The 16,899-nt window shown below is 45.8% G+C and carries 17 protein-coding genes and 1 pseudogene; all 18 read right to left on the bottom strand.

All coding sequences use genetic code 11. The features are described 5' to 3' along the window. Nucleotides 1-42 precede the first annotated feature (42 nt). Nucleotides 43-519, bottom strand: coding sequence for a phage baseplate plug family protein (locus tag EKM96_RS09020; RefSeq protein WP_125642776.1), 477 nt, complete (start codon nt 517-519; stop codon nt 43-45). Nucleotides 520-655: 136 nt separating this feature from the next. After that, nucleotides 656-1,522 (bottom strand): phage baseplate protein, encoded by an 867-nt coding sequence (locus EKM96_RS09010; RefSeq protein ID WP_125642770.1) that lies wholly within the window; start codon nt 1,520-1,522, stop codon nt 656-658. Between the two features lie 63 nt (nt 1,523-1,585). Next, nucleotides 1,586-6,928 carry a phage tail tape measure protein gene (locus tag EKM96_RS09005; protein WP_125642767.1) on the bottom strand — a complete coding sequence of 1,781 codons (5,343 nt, stop codon included), beginning with the start codon at nt 6,926-6,928 and terminating at the stop codon, nt 1,586-1,588. A 234-nt stretch (nt 6,929-7,162) separates the two neighbouring features. After that, entirely contained in the window at nt 7,163-7,696 is a 534-nt protein-coding gene (locus EKM96_RS09000; RefSeq protein WP_125642764.1) for a hypothetical protein, read from the bottom strand. Between the two features lie 16 nt (nt 7,697-7,712). Beyond that, nucleotides 7,713-8,150: a hypothetical protein gene (locus EKM96_RS08995; RefSeq protein ID WP_125642761.1), complete on the bottom strand. Its 438-nt coding sequence runs from the start codon at nt 8,148-8,150 to the stop codon at nt 7,713-7,715. Nucleotides 8,151-8,163: 13 nt separating this feature from the next. Continuing rightward, a complete protein-coding gene (locus tag EKM96_RS08990) occupies nt 8,164-9,348 on the bottom strand; it encodes a hypothetical protein (RefSeq protein WP_125642758.1) in 1,185 nt (394 codons plus the stop codon). Beyond that, nucleotides 9,348-9,848, bottom strand: coding sequence for a phage neck terminator protein (locus EKM96_RS08985; protein ID WP_125642755.1), 501 nt, complete (start codon nt 9,846-9,848; stop codon nt 9,348-9,350). Before EKM96_RS08985 ends, EKM96_RS08990 begins: the two co-directional genes overlap by 1 nt. Continuing rightward, entirely contained in the window at nt 9,829-10,239 is a 411-nt protein-coding gene (locus tag EKM96_RS08980; protein ID WP_125642752.1) for a hypothetical protein, read from the bottom strand. Before EKM96_RS08980 ends, EKM96_RS08985 begins: the two co-directional genes overlap by 20 nt. Further along, nucleotides 10,236-10,445: a hypothetical protein gene (locus EKM96_RS10610; protein WP_164511014.1), complete on the bottom strand. Its 210-nt coding sequence runs from the start codon at nt 10,443-10,445 to the stop codon at nt 10,236-10,238. The genes EKM96_RS08980 and EKM96_RS10610 overlap by 4 nt, the downstream gene beginning before the upstream one ends. A 242-nt stretch (nt 10,446-10,687) precedes the next feature. Further along, the gene (locus EKM96_RS08970; protein ID WP_164511013.1) at nt 10,688-10,918 is read right to left on the bottom strand and encodes a LysM peptidoglycan-binding domain-containing protein; all 231 of its coding nucleotides are present in this window, start codon (nt 10,916-10,918) and stop codon (nt 10,688-10,690) included. Nucleotides 10,919-10,931: 13 nt separating this feature from the next. Then, nucleotides 10,932-11,264: a hypothetical protein gene (locus EKM96_RS08965; protein WP_125642744.1), complete on the bottom strand. Its 333-nt coding sequence runs from the start codon at nt 11,262-11,264 to the stop codon at nt 10,932-10,934. Between the two features lie 11 nt (nt 11,265-11,275). Then, nucleotides 11,276-11,371, bottom strand: a pseudogene (locus tag EKM96_RS10850) (hypothetical protein); the annotation flags it as partial. A 44-nt stretch (nt 11,372-11,415) separates the two neighbouring features. Beyond that, nucleotides 11,416-12,504: a major capsid protein gene (locus EKM96_RS08955; protein WP_125642741.1), complete on the bottom strand. Its 1,089-nt coding sequence runs from the start codon at nt 12,502-12,504 to the stop codon at nt 11,416-11,418. 12 nt (nt 12,505-12,516) lie between these two features. Continuing rightward, the gene (locus EKM96_RS08950) at nt 12,517-12,909 is read right to left on the bottom strand and encodes a hypothetical protein (protein WP_061776563.1); all 393 of its coding nucleotides are present in this window, start codon (nt 12,907-12,909) and stop codon (nt 12,517-12,519) included. Nucleotides 12,910-12,933: 24 nt separating this feature from the next. After that, a complete protein-coding gene (locus tag EKM96_RS08945) occupies nt 12,934-13,599 on the bottom strand; it encodes a capsid assembly scaffolding protein Gp46 family protein (protein WP_164511012.1) in 666 nt (221 codons plus the stop codon). Between the two features lie 127 nt (nt 13,600-13,726). Next, complete coding sequence (locus tag EKM96_RS08940) at nt 13,727-13,936, bottom strand: hypothetical protein (protein WP_125642735.1); 210 nt, start codon at nt 13,934-13,936, stop codon at nt 13,727-13,729. Next, a complete protein-coding gene (locus EKM96_RS08935) occupies nt 13,929-15,308 on the bottom strand; it encodes an ADP-ribosyltransferase family protein (protein WP_125642733.1) in 1,380 nt (459 codons plus the stop codon). Before EKM96_RS08935 ends, EKM96_RS08940 begins: the two co-directional genes overlap by 8 nt. After that, nucleotides 15,271-16,887: a phage portal protein gene (locus EKM96_RS08930; RefSeq protein ID WP_225417744.1), complete on the bottom strand. Its 1,617-nt coding sequence runs from the start codon at nt 16,885-16,887 to the stop codon at nt 15,271-15,273. The genes EKM96_RS08935 and EKM96_RS08930 overlap by 38 nt, the downstream gene beginning before the upstream one ends. Nucleotides 16,888-16,899 lie beyond the last annotated feature (12 nt).

The raw sequence follows: 16,899 nt of genomic DNA, 5'->3' as shown, positions 1-16,899 counted from the left end.
ACTTCACATAAATTCTCATGTATGGGTGAACTAAATACATCGTTATTCGCCTCCGAATTCATCAACATCGTCACTATCATCGAAGTCGTCATCGTCATCATCCGGGAGGTCCGACTCATCGACATCCATATCCATCTTTGAATCATCGCCATCGGGGTTGAAAATACCCTCATCAGTGTTACCAGGGTCAAGCTCACCCGGAAAAGTATCGTCAATCGTGATGAAAATGTCTTTGTTGACGTTGGCAAAGTTAACACATGTTGACTTACCAGTTTCATCAATTAAGACCAGGTCCTCGCTTGGTAGATTAGTGTCAGAAACACCAGCAAATAGGCGCTCACCAGCCACTAACTTCTCATTGGTGACTAGCGGCTCAAAATTTTCATCGGAAATACTCAGGTAAAGCCGGTCATTGACCTTGTTGTACATGATTTCGAAATTGTATTCGACCCCGCTTAGAACCTTCGAGAAGTTTTCTGGCAATTCGTATTTGTTAAATTGAATCGTATTGCGATACATCAGCTCACCTACTTCACACGGATTTTCTTGCCAATCGGAAGTTTCCTATCAGGGAAACCGTTCCAGCTTCTTAGCTTTTTGATAGATGTTCCAAACTTCATGTGATACCCCCAGTAGGTGTCACCTTTTTTGATAGTCAAGTACTTTCGGCCTTGGGTTTAGTCGCCTTTTTGGTCCCCTTCTTAGACGACTTTGGCCCAGTATTTTTCTTCTTCGGTCCGGTCTTCTTAACCATGGTTTCGGCCCACTTCACGTCTTCGGCCGAAACTGATACCGGCAGAGCGTTATCTCGAGGTGCATCAAAGTTCGCCGCTACGGAAGTCAGAACCGCACTATTAGTCGGCCGCTGCCCGTGATGTATTTCAACTTCTGTTCCTCGTTGTGACCAGTGCTCCAAATTATCGAATTGCTTATTTAGACCGCCTAATCCGCCATCACCGGAGCTCAGCGCACCACCGAGCTTCCCATCAATTTGATGTTGAACTGGTGAAACCTGAGTGTAGTGATTCACGTACTGACCGGGCGAAATTGCGTTTGTGGTGATATCAGTCGTGGAGGTTTCACTTTCGCTAGTATTATCGATAAAGACCCAGCTATTAATCGTCCCTGGATATTTGGGAATGATCAACGGTCTCCCCGCCTTCCAGTAACCTGGCTTGTCCTTTTGCACTTTGGCCAAAATATCTTTTTTAAGTTGGAGGGTAGCCTTACGCTTCTCAGCCGCCTGTGACTTCTTAAAGCTCGATAAATCACTCTTTGCCTGCGTGTACTTGGTAGAAGCTTTATTCTTGGCGGTTTTAGCTTTATTAGCTGTTCTCTGTGCCTTCTTCAATTTACCCTTGAGCTTGTTTTTGGCAGCGGTGGTTTTGGCACTTTTAATCTTCTTGTTGAGCGTGGCAACTGCCTTATTATCCTTGGTATATGTGGATTTCGCCTTGTTGTACTTGGTTTTGGCCTTGGATACAGCACTATTATATGTGGCTAGTGTTTTCTTGCTTGCCATGAAGGTCCCTCCAATCGATTAAATTTATATATGTAAAAAGGCCCCCGATTGGGAGCCTTCCTTCTATTCTGCTGCCATGATTCGAGCACAGAAATCATTCATCATCGACTCAAAATTACGCTGATCTTTGGTCGACTGCTTTGCGAAAATCTTGGCGGTTTCCTTAGGGTCACCTGAACCAGTAATCGTAATTTTGGGGCTGTAAATGATTTGTGGACGAAGTGACATTTCACTCTTCTTTGGCGCAGAGCTATCGCTAGTTTTTGCCGTGAAGGTTGTCTGTGATTCCTTCATCTTGGCAAATTCATGCTGCATTTTGGTAAATGCCTTGAGCTGGCCAAAGACGCTGTTAGGCGCCTTGTTAGCTCGGTCACTCATAGCCTCCAACAGCAATGGGTCAGCACTCGGTCGCTGAGTATTTACGGCGACTTCGTTCTCACCCTTAGCTTCACCAAACACATTGACAGCACCATTCTTGGCCCAGCCACCATTAGCATGAAGAGCAGCTTGAATCTTGCGGGCACCTTCAACATGCTTTCCAGTATATCCACCACGTTCCCACTGATTAGAGAACTTAGCAGCTAGAGAAGCAACTGAACCTTTTCCACGCAGCACACTCTTTAAGAGCGCGCTGTCGCTACCTTCACCGTGTAAAGCATACTCAAGCTGAGCTCCAGCAGACTTCCAGTTTTTGTGATGACGTCGGGCATAGTTAATCAGCGCTGTCTTCCGACCGCCTAACCATTGACCAAGCCCTGAAGCACCACCGCCGGGATTAATTGCACCTGGATTCAGTCCACCAGATTCGAATTCCCAGTTACCAAGAACGGCAGCAATACCTGCATTTGTAGCAGCAGGATATAGCTTCTTCAAAGCTGCGGCTAAGGTGCGTGCACGTGAACCAAGTCCACCACTTAGGCTCAGGCTACCGATACTCCCGATAGCATCCTCACCCAACTTGTCAGAAACCCACTTCAAGCGGCTACCAAGTTCAGACTTAACAAGCTTGGTAAGCGCCGGATTCTTAGACTTCTTCTTATCAGTAGGGTTTCCAAAGCTACCATGAAGTTTAGTCACATCAAGCCAGCCTTTTGTTGATGAACCGCCATGATCCCAAAGACCTTGGGTCGTTGCGCCAATGTGGACGTGAGTACCACTTGGCCCAAGCTTGGCAATAGCTTGTCCCTGCTTAACATGGTCTCCCGCATGAACAAGCAAGGTGGCTCCGTGTCCACTCTTACCGTTAAGCTCTTGATAAATCAACCGTAAGCGACCGCCCTTAGTACCAATGACTTCACCAACACCATCGCCTCCAAGCCAGCGACCAGCACCAGCCTCTGTGACAATAGAGTCCTGAAGCGCGTGTACTGTCTTAGCGCCAGAAAAATCATTTCCGTCGTGGCTAGAAAAACCACCACTGACACCAGTACGATGGCCAAAACCAGACGTCTTAGACCATCCAGCACCAGGCGAATGAAGCACAGGACCGCCACCACTGCCAGACATAGCATCCTTAAACTGTGACCAGACTTCGCCATTCCACGGAAGACCAACGTGGCTAGAAGCACCCTTACTGGTCCTTAACAAACCATTCCCGAGTGCTGTGCCTAATCCAGCGTTGACATTAGATGTGAAATCACGATTCCAAGCTGACTTGGGGTCCTTGTTACTGCTAGTAATGAGTCGCTTAAGGCCGCCAGTACCCTTTGCAAAGTGTGGTAATGCGCCAACATCTTGCAGCTGAGCGGTTTCAGTCCCGTTTAAGACTTCGTCACCAGGAGCAAGTGGAACAGTGACGTCATTACCTTTCGGCAGTAACGCCCGACCGTTAGCCTTCACAATGGCTTCTTGACGTGGTCCGACCTTGGCGTCGTTGACCACTGCCATTGTGTGTTTACTGATGGGGCCCTTACTACCTTGAGCATAGTGAATCATAGGCAGAACACTACCACCGCCACCAAACTTGTTGAGAACCGTGTTAATACCACGAATCCCACCATTTAGTTGCTTGATAGCCGAGGCCATTGCCTTGTGAGCATAATTATCGAGCTTTCCAAAAATCTTGTAGAAGTCCTCAACCATGTCTTTTGCAACGGCGTTCATACCCTTGTGCATTTGTTTCATTTGCACGAGAGTACCCTTTTGCATGGAATCGAAGTCGTGAACGGTGTTCTTACGCAGCTGGTCCGTGCTCTTGCCGGTAGCTTTGTTAATCTTCTTGGTGGTCTTGTTAGTGTCCCGCTGAATAGTCTGCCACGTCTTCTTGTTGCCCTTTGAGAGCTTTCCAAGTGACTTGGTAGACTTCTTAGTAGACCCGCCGAAAGCGTCAAAATTGATGCTCTCTGTCCCCTTTTTCTTACTCTTGACGAGCTTAGCGGTACCTTTAGCATAGCCAGGAAGTGTTGTACCACGTCCAGCACCACCATTAGCAACACCAGCCGAGTCTTTGGCATTGAGGATACGTTCACCGGGGTTAACTCGGGCCAACGTGGGCCCGTTCTTCCCCAGCCAGCGCATATATCCTTTACCAGGATGGTAGGCCATTTCTGGACCTTGTTCCCCGACCAGTGCGACATGTTGCGAAGACATGAGGCCGCCTTTGGCATGGCCTTTGCCCTTAGGCGTGTCACCCCCGCCAAACCAGCTTGAAACTGTTTTGACTGGGTGCTTAACCAAGGTTGCAATTTTGCTACCCAGGTCAGCGATGCCATCCCAAACCGTTTTAAGAATATCTTTCAGCACATTCCCAAGCGTTCCAAAAATTCCGGAAAAAATTTGGACCGCGTCTTTCCAGATGTTCTTCCAGCGTCCGTGAATGATGTCACTAATCAGTGAAAAAACACCAGTGATTGTTTTAATCAAGCCTTCGACCACATGCGCAACAATCTTGATAGCGGTCTTCACAACCGCACCAAATACCTTGAATGCTGCCCCCGCAATCTTCATGGTTGGCACTAGAACCGCCTTGAAGACCTTCATTGTGTCTTTGATAGCCCCGCGGCTATTCTTACCAGACAGCGGTTTGATCACATACTTACTCCATGACTTCGAGATACCTTTAGTCGCTGAGCTCCAAACTTTGGAAATGGACTTCACAGTCGCTTTGAAAGGCTTGAGCAAGTTCTTAAACGTCTTGCCAATATTTTTAGATATTTTTCCTAACGACTTCTTGATACTCTTAGGCATGGATTTCTGAATTATCGATCCAAACTTGGTTCCAAGTGATTGGCCTATTACTGCCCCAGCCATGCCACCGATAGGACCAAACATAGAACCAATCGCGCCACCAGCTAACATCCCACCAGCAGAACCCACCTTTTTCCCGGCATTCTTTTTGTTCATTCCGATAAGGTTAGTTCCTGCCATCGCAACATCTAAAACTGGTACCTTGGACAGCACATTTCCACCAAGCTTCAAACCGCCTTTAGCTAAGCTGCCAGCTTTACCAAGCCCCGGAATCTTTGACAAAAGCCCTGCGGCTTTGGATCCGCCGGCCTTCAACCCAAGCTTAGCAAAATCAATACCTTTACCAGCTGTAGACATGGCCTTGGCGATTACCGACTTGACTGAAGCCTTGCCAAGGTCAATCGCAGGCGACACAAAACGACCAAGCCGCGTTGACTTGGCACTTTCTTTTACTGTTGATGCATCAGACTTGATGCCCTTCCAATTCCAACCATTCAAGATACTACTACCAGGAACTCTGGACTTCGTGCTGAAATGTGTTGAGCCGGAGCGTGTGAGTGCACCTTTTGGATTATTCTTTCCTTGACCAAGTCCTAGAAAACCACTGACTTGATCCAAGATACCTAATCCGCCTTCGGAACCTTCACCGCCTAATTTACTCATCGCTTCCATAGCAACACGCATTTTAATTAATGAACCAGCTGCCAACGCTAAAGGTCCGACAATTGCGGCTAAACCAACTGTAACGCTAATAAATTTCTTAGCCGGTTCAGGTAACTTTTGAAACTTTTGCAATAGGTCTGCAGCAGCTTTGGTTACTTTCGTTAAAGATGGCATCCACGTATTTGCGAGGTCCACACCGGTATTTCCAAGTATCGTTTTAAGCCGTTTCCACTGTGCTTCCAAGGTATCAAGGTTTTTCTGAGATAATTGGCTTACGTAACCTTTACCACCGTTCATCTTAGATGAGTCCTTGACCTTTTTATCCAGCTTATCGACTTGCTTATAGCTAGCACCTAAGGCTTGAGCGGCACTCGAAGCATTAGTACCAAACAAAGCAGCATAAACCGCACCTTTGTCGGTTTGGCTCATGCCCTTCATTTTGTTAGCAATCTTGCCAAAAATGTCTTGAATTGGTAGTAACTCGTTTTTTGAATCACGAAAATCACTGTAATTCAGTCCAATTTGTTTCATTGCATTAGGTGCCTTGCCTTTAGCGGGAGGGTTTATCAATCTTTGATAAATTTGCCGCATTGAGGTACCGGCTTGGCTACCATCAATTCCGTAATTACTAAGATCGCCTAGTGCAGCGGCCGTATTGTGCAGAGACTGATGTGCAGCGTGCGCATCGGGACCGGCAAACTTCATCGCCTCACCTAAGTCAGCAAAGCTTGTGGCGGTCAGGTCAGCACTATAAGCCATTTCATTAATGGCCGTCTTACTTGCCAATGCCATGCCTTTAACCGTATTGGTCTTCATGCCAAACTGTTCAATCGCAGATGCGGCGTTGTTAACGACATCGGTGTAAGAGTCACCCGAGGCAATAGCACCTTGCAAATAAGCTTTTTGTGAGCCTAACGCCTGATTAGAAGTGTAACCACGTCGGATGAGTGTTTCATACCCAGACGCAATCTTCTTTTGTGATATGCCATAAGTGTCAGAATACTTAGTACCATCTTTCTGCATTTGGTTCACATTGCGTTGAACCTCAGCCGACCTCTCACCGCCAGTGACGGCCAAATTGTTAATGACCTTATACCGGTTCTGCAAATTTGTTGCTGTTTTCAATGCGAGACCAGCACCAGCTGCAATCCCAGCTGATATAGCAGTCGCTTTAGCACCGAATGACTGCATCTGTCCACCAAGCTTGTTTAAATCACGTGTTTGTGATTTAAAATACGGTTTACCTGTTGAACGGCGCATCGTTTCGCCAAGTTTAGAGGTCTTAATTCGGGTTCGTTCAACTTCTTGCCCAGTTCGCTTTGCACTGACAGTAACATCATCAAAACCACGCTTTTGCTTATTTAGGCTAGTGTCAGCTCTACTACTTGAAGTAGCATCATTCATCCGTTTAATCGACTGTTGTGCACTCTGAACAGATTTGTTCAATCGTGGCATCAGTCTTTCAATCTGCGCTATGGTGCCCTTCATACCGTCAAGTTGTGATAGACCATCTACATCAATCCGGTAGTTAATGCGATCACCGGCAATATCTGCCATTAGGCTCCCTCCTTTCCTCCGAATGCAAGGGCGATGGAAGCCGCCTGGTTGTACCGACTCATCTTAGAGCGCTTCTCGATCGAGTACTGCAGAATGCTAAGCTCATTACCCGACATATGACTGATTTCATCACGCGTCACATTCACCGAACCATGAATGAAAGCCGACCACTCCATGGCCAGTTCTGGGTATTTCTCGAAAAGTTTCTCGATCTGGCGTTTGTCGAAGAAGGTATTACTCCTCGAGGTAAAACGTCTCGATGATACTCATCAGGTCATCCAATTCACTCTTGGTTACGCCAATCTTGGAAAGGCTGTCGAATGAGATTGAATGAAGTGGAGCACCATCAACTAAGATTATCCGGATAATGTCGGTCATGACCATTTCATAAACTGCCATGTTATTGACCATCATGTAACGTTCGCCTGAATCAGTTTCGTTGAACCGAATTTGTGCATCAGATAGCCGAGTGCTGACCCCTAAGTCCGGCTTGACAACTGAAATCTTTAATTCCTTACCATTCTTGAGCACGTATTTAAGATTGAATTTTTCATCAACCCCCACATTTTCAGTTTTCTTACGCATGATAGTTGGCGCGGCGTTCAAAATATCAGGATGCTTGTCTTCCTTTTTTGCAACCTCAGTAGTGGATTGTGCTTCGACACTAGTTTCTGGTTCTGGATTTGATGGTGCCACCGGTGCAGTGGTTGGTACCCCTGCTGCCCCATCGTTACCTTGAGCTAATACATCGTTAATATCTTCGGTCATGTGTTTCTCCTTTCAGCTAAGCGGCCTTATTTCCTTCGAGTGAAATCTTGACACATGAGAATGCGGCATCGACCGTTTGAGCGGCGCCACCAACATTGATGTCAGGGTTCTTCGTAAGCAGTGATTGACCTGAGTAAATGTGTTCATATGGAGTGGCAATATCGATCTTGTGGTAACCGGTCGATACACCTTGATTCATGATGTCTTGCCAAGTGTCCGATGCTCGGTTCAAGTGAAGCGTAATCGTCCCACGACCGTCATGGTTCTTGACAGCTGTCCCAGCACCTTGAGCGTCAATTTCAAGCGTGACGTTATCGGTTGTCCATGAAACAGACGCCATGTCGTTACCGTTGAAGTACTTAACCAACTTGTCATCTAAATAAATGGCAACGTCAGCCGCATCAAACAAAGGTTCATCGCTTTCAAGATTCGTATTTGCTAAATTTTGGGCCATTGTTTTCCCTCCTTTACATCACAATTGTGTTTTCGATATAGACATCTTCGATCATTCCCATTGGGTGGTACTTGGTCTTCACACCACGCATTTCGCGAGCCGTTTCGTAGCTCTTTGGCAATTCACCCGGCGTTACATAATCAACCGAGTAGTCTGGCTTGCCCGTTTCGGCACCGTTCACATCCAACAACGGTGCGATAATGTCCATATCCCCGGCATCAATAAAGGCACCACGAATGACGTTGACGATCGATTGAAAACCGATGTCACTGTACGGAATGCCTTGCTTGGCGTTTTGAACAAACAGATTGGTTGTCCGGGTATTGATGGTGTTTTGAATCCAATCCCAGCCAAGAATGGTATCAATGTGAACTCCATCCGCCGACATGCGGGAGCTAGTAATTCGAGGTGAATCTAGAACGTACGCATACGTGACGATGTTGGCCTTATCCAGGTCAGCTAAATCATCAGGAGTGAAATCAAATCGGTCTTGTGGCTTGGTATAAGGCAAGTCACCCAGTGAGTACTTCACTGCTGAGTGAGGGTTACGCCCGTATTCAGCACCAATGAAGGCAGCGTCCAGAACATTGTTGTAAGTGTCCTGAACATCTGCAGACGAGTCATCTACAGCAGGAAGCGTGAACTTCATCGTCTTTTTGTTGTCTGTGTAGCCTTGCAGCTTCGTGGCATCGTTGGCATAGAGCACGAAGATACCGGTGTTTTGCAGTTCGACAAAGTTGGATACTGCTTCGGCAACACCTTCATCGAAGTCTGTCAGGAACCAGAATTGTGGTCCGGCAAAGTAGTATTTCTTAAGCGCAGTCACTGCCCCCATAGCATCCGCTGATAATTCAGCGGTCGTTGGTGTTGCAGCCGTCTTCGGCGTCCCTCCGTCTTCCGTTGGGGTCGTTGGTGAGCTGGTTGGGTCACCAGCAGACGTATCCCCGGGAGCGTAGGTCAGGGCCAACAGGCTGGCCGCTTCATTGTTGGCTGAGAAGTAGGCCCGCGCCTTCTTCCAGAATGGAGAGTAAGCTGCGAAATCATCTTCTACAGCGTCAAGGTTTTCGTAGACTTTGATACCTTGCTTGTCGCCCTTGACTAATCCGCCAGCGAAGACGGTTTTAGCAGCGGTAATATATTGATTTGAGATATGAGCCGGAGAAATCCGGTTCAGCGTACTAAATAATGTAGTCGCCATTATTCATCCTCCTTTGTGGTATAAGAAAAGCCCCCGACACTAGTAATCGTGTCGATGGGGCTTTGATACTTTCTGAAATATTGAATTGTTAAATCAAATCCGTGGTGATGAACGGTGGAAAATGGCAGGTCAGTAATTGACCTAGTCTGCGGTACGCTAGCTGAACGAATGGCAATGTGTCCATCTCGTTTGAGTAGCTGCCGTGTGTATCGATCTAGCAAGTATGACCGCAAGTCCCCGCATTTCTGCATGCCTACAGACAGCGTATCAGCGAACACGTCCAACGAAATGACAGCTTCAAACTGTCCATCATTGGCCGTAGCATCTCCAAACACCGGATCATCAAAGGTCAGCGGGTAATACGTCACGAAGGGAGGCTTGGTAGCCTTTTTAATCTGCTCGTTTGGAACCACTTTGATATCGGTAATCTGACCAATCATCTTGATTAGCGGAGTCAACGTCTGCTCAAAATCCACCGTCTTATGATCGAACGGGCTCAAGCGCGTCATCTCCCTTCAAGTAATAGACGAAGATACCGGCAACGTGGTCATAGTCAGCAATCTGGTCAATCTGGAAAACGTGACCTAAACATTCAACGAGAGTGCCAGCTTTATAGGTGTGCTCTGAATACCAAGCGTATTGACGTGGGACAGTGTTACCACCACCAGATAACGACTGTGACAAGCTAGCTGTAATGTTTGACGACCGCGGTACTACTGGGTCACTTAGCTTTTCAGTACTTTCATCGGCTGCCAGGTCATCTCCAACAATGGGAACAGTCTCATTAAGCCCGTTCAGCTTGCCGCCTTCCAACACGTTCAAACTTGGATGAACGACAATTGGAACGCTGAAAACGCTGAGTGCTTCATATAAGTCTTGAATCACACTCATCGCCTCAACACCTCCCCATCGATTGACCGATACAGCCCACCAGTATCAACCAGCGGTTGGTTACGTCCCTTCCGTTTGATAGTTGATGCCGCATTTTGAGGGCCAATCGTATCAATTTGCTGATGAACATCGTCCACCATTTGTTGACCCATAATCTTGTAGGCCTTGTTGCCGGTAATTTGACCAGCAACTACTCGCTTAACCACTTCATGACTTGCAAACCGCCAGCTATGCTTACGATTTTTGTACACCGTGGCACGCAAAAAAGAACGCGCTGGGATTTTACTGGTCCCGAACTCGTTGTATCGAACAATTTTTTGCAACTCCTCAGGCGTGTGTTCTGGGACGCTCTTGATAGCTCCGACACTTGCCTGATAGGCATTAAGCTGGTTTAATCGGTTTCTTTGAAGTCTGAGCTTCTTAATTACCGCATCGGCTCCCGACTCCATTAGAGCACCAACGGAATCTTAATGGACTTACCAGATTTGACAACATTGGTAGTCAACTTGTTGGCCGTCTTAATAGCGCCAACAGTAGTGCGACTGCGGTGTCGTTGCCAAATACTATAGATGGTGTCACCATCCTTAGCTTTATATTGAGCGTATGGAACCTCTCGCTGGTTTAGGAGCACAGTACCCTTAGACACCAGCCCTGTTACATTCTTCTTAGTTACAGACATAGAAACCTCCAATCTAGTAAAAATGGATGACATTGCGGCCATAGCCTTGCTCTTTCAGTAATCGCTTGAACTCATCCCAAGCGTCATCTGAATTAGCACCGTCAAATTTCGTATACTCGCCGTTTTCTGCCTTAACTGACTTGAACCGTCCCTTACGCTTGAGAACTCGCATAAAGAGCAAGTGGCTAGCGTAAAGGTAAGTAGCATAGCCAATAATCTCATCCTTTAGCGGATAAGCTTTGACCAGTTCAGTTGCATCAGAAACAGCATTATCAATTTCGCTGACATCAATGGACTTGTAGTCCGGAGCCAGCTTGATGCGCGTAGTGATTTCATCATTAGTCAATCAGCTCACCCCTATTCTGCTGTTAGATATGCTAAAAGCTGGGCCTTAGTATCAGACGCCTTGTAAGCAATCCCTTTAGTGTCTAGGTATGCTTTGATCTGATCGTTGGTCCAGCTCTCGTCTGGGTCGCCGCCATTTTCAGACGGCGTACTTAGTTTTTTGCTGGGGTGTCAGTAGTCGTTGTCGTACCAGAATCACCGGCTGGTGTTTCAGCTCCCGCAACGTTCATGACCACAATGTTACGCGCCTTATCCAAGGTAGGCAGTACCTTTTGTGAGACGTAAGTCATGGTGGCGACTGGATTGTCTGTTCGCTTGGTATACATCGTGATACCGTCGGAAGTCCGGGATAACTGATATTGACTACCGCTTAATCCCAAATCTTCATTGGTGTCTGTCCATGACATCCGACCAACACCACCATCTGGAATCAGAACAACCACATCATCAGGAATAAAACGGTCCTTGCCCACTCCCTTGTTATAAATTAAGGGTTGTACACCGCCCAAAGTATCAGTAAACAGCGCTTTTACCGACGATTGTGAAATAGCGATGTTGTTATTAGTCTTGGCGATTGCCAAACTATTAATGACTTCACCAGACTTGCCAATCTTCCGGAAAGTGCGCCCGTTCATGATGGCATACGCAATGACTGTTCCGTTATCATCATTAATTTGGTCAATTTGGTCTTGAAGGTCAGCCAATGGCGTTGAATCCATAGTTCCCCAAGGAGTCTTAACTGTTACTTTGTGCTCTTCAGGTAACTTGAAGTCTCGCTTATAAAGAATACCGTTGCTATTTACCGTGATACGACCCGTTGTTAAGGCCTGCATTGCTAAAATTTCACGGGTATACAATGCGTCACTAAGCAATGAAGCTGGGTCTTTGTATTGTGTATTGGTAATAGCTTCGACTTGTGCAGCATTAGCATTATTCGCTAAGGCACGAACCAAGTCATTACGGCGCTTTTCGTTCATCGCCTTATAGTTCTTGAAAGGAATGGCCTGCAGCGTTTCACTTTCAAATCCGATGTTATCGCGCTTGATTGAAGCCACATCATCAGTCGTAGCTGACATCATTTCAACCGGGTGTTCTTGTCCATAAAGCATTTCAATTTGATCCGTAGCGCTATATGACACATCAAAAACGCTTTGATATAGATATGGCCCACGCTCGTTTACCCGCGTATTCCACCATGCAATAATGGCGGTTGGATTTTCAATATCTGAAATTGTTCGCATTAATGTTCCCTCCTAATTCCGGTCGATTACTGACAATTTAGGCAGAACTGCCTTTAAAGAATTTTTAAATTCTTCAGTGTATGTCTTTTGAGTATCTGAATTCATTCGATGCCGGTTAATTGTCCCAGAAGTGATAATTGACGCCGGAATCGCACCTTCCAAAATGTTATAATCTTGGCGCAAAATGCCTTGAACAGCCGTTGCATCAGTTGTTGGTACTAAAACTACCGAACCATCGTCACTCAATTCGAAGTCTTTGCTTGCAGTCAAAGGTGTACCGGCCAACAAATACTTATTACCATCTGTATCTACGACAGCGGTGGGATCATCAACCATACCAGCAATCATCGTGGCATTTTCGTCGTCAATTAAAATATCTGGACTAGTTCCATATTTCTTAGTCACTGTAAATTCCTCCTATTCGTATCTCTACTTAAAACTATCCAAAGAAGCACGTGACTGATTTGATTTAGCAATCGATTCGCCAAGATCCGTAAGTGATTCCGTCTTATGCTTGGTATCACCAGGAATTTTGCCAGCCTGATACTCTTTACGGACACTAGTTTCAGTATCCTTCTGGATAAAAGTGACGAATTTCAACAACTTACTGGCATTGTCGATAGTTTGGTCATGATCGTCAGTAACAAGAACCTCAACAATGTCTTTGGGAACGCTGACACCACTTTCGTTAAATACATTCAGCGTTTCATCAACAGTGTCGCGGCGAGCTAGCTTAGCTTCAAGCTCAGCAACCTTCTGTTGCTCAGGAGTTTGTTCGATAGGTTTCTTGTCAGGCTTACCCTTGCGGAGCTTCTCCAATTCAGACTGAGCCTTGTCCAGTTGTTCTTGCAATGCGTTCTTCTTCCCTTGTTCCTGTCCGATACGGCCTTTTAGCTTTTCAATAATGGCTTCATTTTTGTCATCATCGTCTGGCTGTTCAGAGCCAGCCCTTCCATCAGGTTCAACATCATCATGGCCGGGTTGTTCTTCCGCGCTTTCGCGCTCTGTTGCGGTAGAATTATCATCTGGATCAGGGTTAGGGTCAGCAAAGTATTGCAAGTTCATTGGCAAAGTCGTTGTTTTAAGTCGTTTCATGTCATTTACTCCTTTCGCGCATTTAAGGCCGTGGGAGGCCATACTCGGTTGTTTTTTAGGCCGCAAACAGGAAAAAGGCCATGAAAAAAGAGCCATAATTGTAGGTTCACAAATCGGCTCCAAAATATTATTTCTTATTCTTTTTCTGTCCTTCAATGAACTTATCAATCAATGCTTGATACTCACTGTCGGGCATACGTCGTTCACCAGAATAAGAGGTGTTAGATTCAGGAAACATTGGCGGAAGACCACCATATTCCGTAATGCCATCATGAGTGTACGGCTCACCAGCTAGCATCTTCTTGATATTTTCTTTCTCATCATCAGTTTTACTCATGCCCATCATCTCCTAGTTCAATTATGAACTTATTATCCTTGTCAACAAAAGTGTCAAGTACCCTAAACTCTGCTCCACGCTCATATAATACTTCACCTTCAGCTTCGTTAAAAGCACCGAGATTATGTCCACCTTTTGATTCTTTAATAAACAGTTGAACAGCGGCTGTACCATTATATTTATCCGCATTTTTGGTAAAAGAAAGGTACTGCTTTGAACTATACGAAGAACTGTTGAACTTCCAAAGAAAGTCATTCAGCTGTTGACCACTTAGATCGACTGAACGTTGAATGTATCCGTTATACCTTGGTAGCTTTGCCAACGCTGAATCTAATTCATCCATAGTTGTCTTCAGTAATCCAGTTGGTTCATTACCTTCACGAAGTACTGAATTGAGCTTATATGAATCTCCACTAACCCAACGTAATACTCCCGCTTGCTCATCTTGAGTCAAACCGTACTGCTTAACAGTCTTTTGCTGATTATCCATCGACTTCACATAAGGAACAATGCTACACCGACAATTAGGATGGCTATCACCTGGAATTTCTGGAACGTCATCAATAGCGTAAGGACCACCAGCGGCAATCCCTTGGCACTTGCTGCAAGCCCCGGGCTCCGTGAGCCACTTAACCCACTTAACACCTTTCATACGATAGGTCGCCAGGTCAGTCTCATACTTCAGTCTTGCCGACTCTGTCCGAACCAATCGCTTAGTCTCATAGCTCATTTGCTCAACTCTGTCAGCAATAGATTGGCCTGGTTTAAACTGGTTGGGATTAACATGCTTCTCCAACAAGCGAGGGAGATTATCAAGTGAAAGCCCATGTTTCAAGTTTTGATTAACCAGATACTGCACATCCCCAGCCAGCTTATCGCTATCGACCCACAGGTTGGCGCTCCACTGCTTTCGACTACTTACTTGTGTAATTACACTGGTTGTCTTTTTTACCTGCTTAGGCGCTAATTTTAGGGCCTTTTTAAGATGACTTACCTCGTCGACTCCGTCAGATTCAACACGCTTTTCAATGGTTCGCTGATTCTTGACCGTCAAGCCGATAATTCCCAAGGCTAGGACGGAACCAATCAACTGCTGCCGATTAATACTGGCTACATAGGTTTGAATTTTGAGCCTGTTTTGAGCTTCCTCAGGCCAATCGCTGGTATCCCCCAACGAATCCAGTGCCTGTTTCCACTGCTCAAGGTCCCACTTAGAAACGCGAGTCATCGTCTGAGCCAGCGTCAATCCATTATCATCAGCATAATGTTGATAAAATGCCGTTAAGTGGTCACGAATATAGCTAAGAAACTCATCGTAGTACTGTTCGCTCTGCTTATCGGACTGACTGTCCATTTTTATCAGTTGCGCCATTCTTTGACGCTCCTGCTGAACCGTTATCATCGACGGATTCGCCATCAGCTACACCGCCCTTCTGTTGGTCATTAAGGTATTTTTGCATTTGTGATTGAGCTTGTTTGGTCTCCTCATCTTGCTGGTCCTTCAAACGTTCTACAGCCTTCTGTGGATTATCGATACCAGAGAAGAAACTCAGCTTGGTAGCATCGTCGACTTGACCATTTAACTTGGTTACAATATCAGCTTCTTCGCTAAGGTTGTGCGGAATACTCTGCTTGTGGTCAAAAGTTAAATCGCTAACATGAAGTTTAGGATTTCCCCAGAAGTCAAACAAGATGGTGAATAGTAATCGGAGCGCTTTATCCATCTTGAGAGCCTTAGTACGTGCCTTCGCCTGCATAGGCTGATAGCGCTGCAACAATGCAACACCACTAATTGACTGAGCCGACATTCCCATGCTGGAATCGTTCAAATTAACAACCTGTGAAATCTGGTAAACCATGTCAATCGCACGATTGAGAAAGTTTTCTTGAGTGTCATCATTTGATGCAGGTGTTAGAAACGCTGCTGATTGCTCACCATACCCGGTATTATTCTCGAAACTATTACCTTGTTGCCACAGGTTAATCAACCGATTATCCTGAATGTCCTTAATCTGGTCCTCGGAAATTTTTTGCCCAGTGATAACTAAATAAGCATCAGCAAACGAGGTAATATCATTTCCCTTAGATGACTGCACACTATCAATGGCGTCAATTAAACTGATGACATCATCGAAGATGCCCGTACGCTCTTCATCCTCAGCGAGTTCAATCAGTGGAAGTTCTGGAAAACGGTGCATGTCATTCTTACTAACTGCAGTTGAATCTTCATCACTCGCATTAGTCAGAACGATTTTGCCATCTTTTTTCTTTAAGTCGAAATTGGCATCCCTTGTTATTAAAGTTGGAATTAGTCCGTCAGTTGTTGTAGAGTACCGAATACCAAATACAGGCCGATGCATGACACTATCATCATAGACAACAATCGTGTCACGCGGTGAGCAGACAGTGAATCTAAGCTCACCATCATCGAGATATGCATACAAATAGCCCCGGCCAAAAATGTCCGCCTGCTTGGACCATTCACTAAATGTGTCCGCCGCGTCATTGTCATTCAACCAATCCTGAATGCTTTCGTTAAGTGCCTCATCATCTGTACTATCTGACTGGTGCTTAATCGATACCGGGTCACCGCTAAAGTAACCATTGAAAGTATTAACAAGCTTCTTTGGCAGGTTAATGATTAGCCGATGGTCCGGCTTGTTGAGCGGCTTCTTATCCTTGTGGATGATGTCATAATGGCGGCCTTTGTAGTATTCACGCTTCATCTTGTACTTCGGGGCAATGAAACTATCATGATAGGCAACAATACTGAACACATCCTCGAGGTGTTCCTTGATGTCCAATCCTCGTGGATACAAAAAAACGTCATCATCATCGATAGTGACGTTCTCGCTTAATTTTGTTTCGCTGTCACCAGCTTGGTCGGACTTACGCAACGGCATACCACTCAAGAGAAAGTCCTGGTTATTGACAGCGAAATAATTTTGCATATTCAAATGAAT

It is taken from the genome of Levilactobacillus tangyuanensis, assembly GCF_003946545.1.
Taxonomy (GTDB): Bacteria; Bacillota; Bacilli; order Lactobacillales; family Lactobacillaceae; genus Levilactobacillus; species Levilactobacillus tangyuanensis.
Note: the sequence above shows the minus strand (reverse complement) of the source record. Positions and strands in the feature narration are given on the sequence as shown.

Coding starts and splice junctions, on each gene's coding strand:
- EKM96_RS08990 (WP_125642758.1), bottom strand. CDS start 9,348: ATGGCGACTACATTATTTAGTACGCTGAACCGGATTTCTCCGGCTCAT.
- EKM96_RS09000 (WP_125642764.1), bottom strand. CDS start 7,696: ATGACCGAAGATATTAACGATGTATTAGCTCAAGGTAACGATGGGGCA.
- EKM96_RS09005 (WP_125642767.1), bottom strand. CDS start 6,928: ATGGCAGATATTGCCGGTGATCGCATTAACTACCGGATTGATGTAGAT.
- EKM96_RS08995 (WP_125642761.1), bottom strand. CDS start 8,150: ATGGCCCAAAATTTAGCAAATACGAATCTTGAAAGCGATGAACCTTTG.
- EKM96_RS08955 (WP_125642741.1), bottom strand. CDS start 12,504: ATGCGAACAATTTCAGATATTGAAAATCCAACCGCCATTATTGCATGG.
- EKM96_RS08935 (WP_125642733.1), bottom strand. CDS start 15,308: ATGGCGCAACTGATAAAAATGGACAGTCAGTCCGATAAGCAGAGCGAA.
- EKM96_RS08940 (WP_125642735.1), bottom strand. CDS start 13,936: ATGAGTAAAACTGATGATGAGAAAGAAAATATCAAGAAGATGCTAGCT.
- EKM96_RS08980 (WP_125642752.1), bottom strand. CDS start 10,239: ATGAGTGTGATTCAAGACTTATATGAAGCACTCAGCGTTTTCAGCGTT.
- EKM96_RS08945 (WP_164511012.1), bottom strand. CDS start 13,599: ATGAAACGACTTAAAACAACGACTTTGCCAATGAACTTGCAATACTTT.
- EKM96_RS08930 (WP_225417744.1), bottom strand. CDS start 16,887: ATGCAAAATTATTTCGCTGTCAATAACCAGGACTTTCTCTTGAGTGGT.
- EKM96_RS09020 (WP_125642776.1), bottom strand. CDS start 519: ATGTATCGCAATACGATTCAATTTAACAAATACGAATTGCCAGAAAAC.
- EKM96_RS09010 (WP_125642770.1), bottom strand. CDS start 1,522: ATGGCAAGCAAGAAAACACTAGCCACATATAATAGTGCTGTATCCAAG.
- EKM96_RS08970 (WP_164511013.1), bottom strand. CDS start 10,918: ATGTCTGTAACTAAGAAGAATGTAACAGGGCTGGTGTCTAAGGGTACT.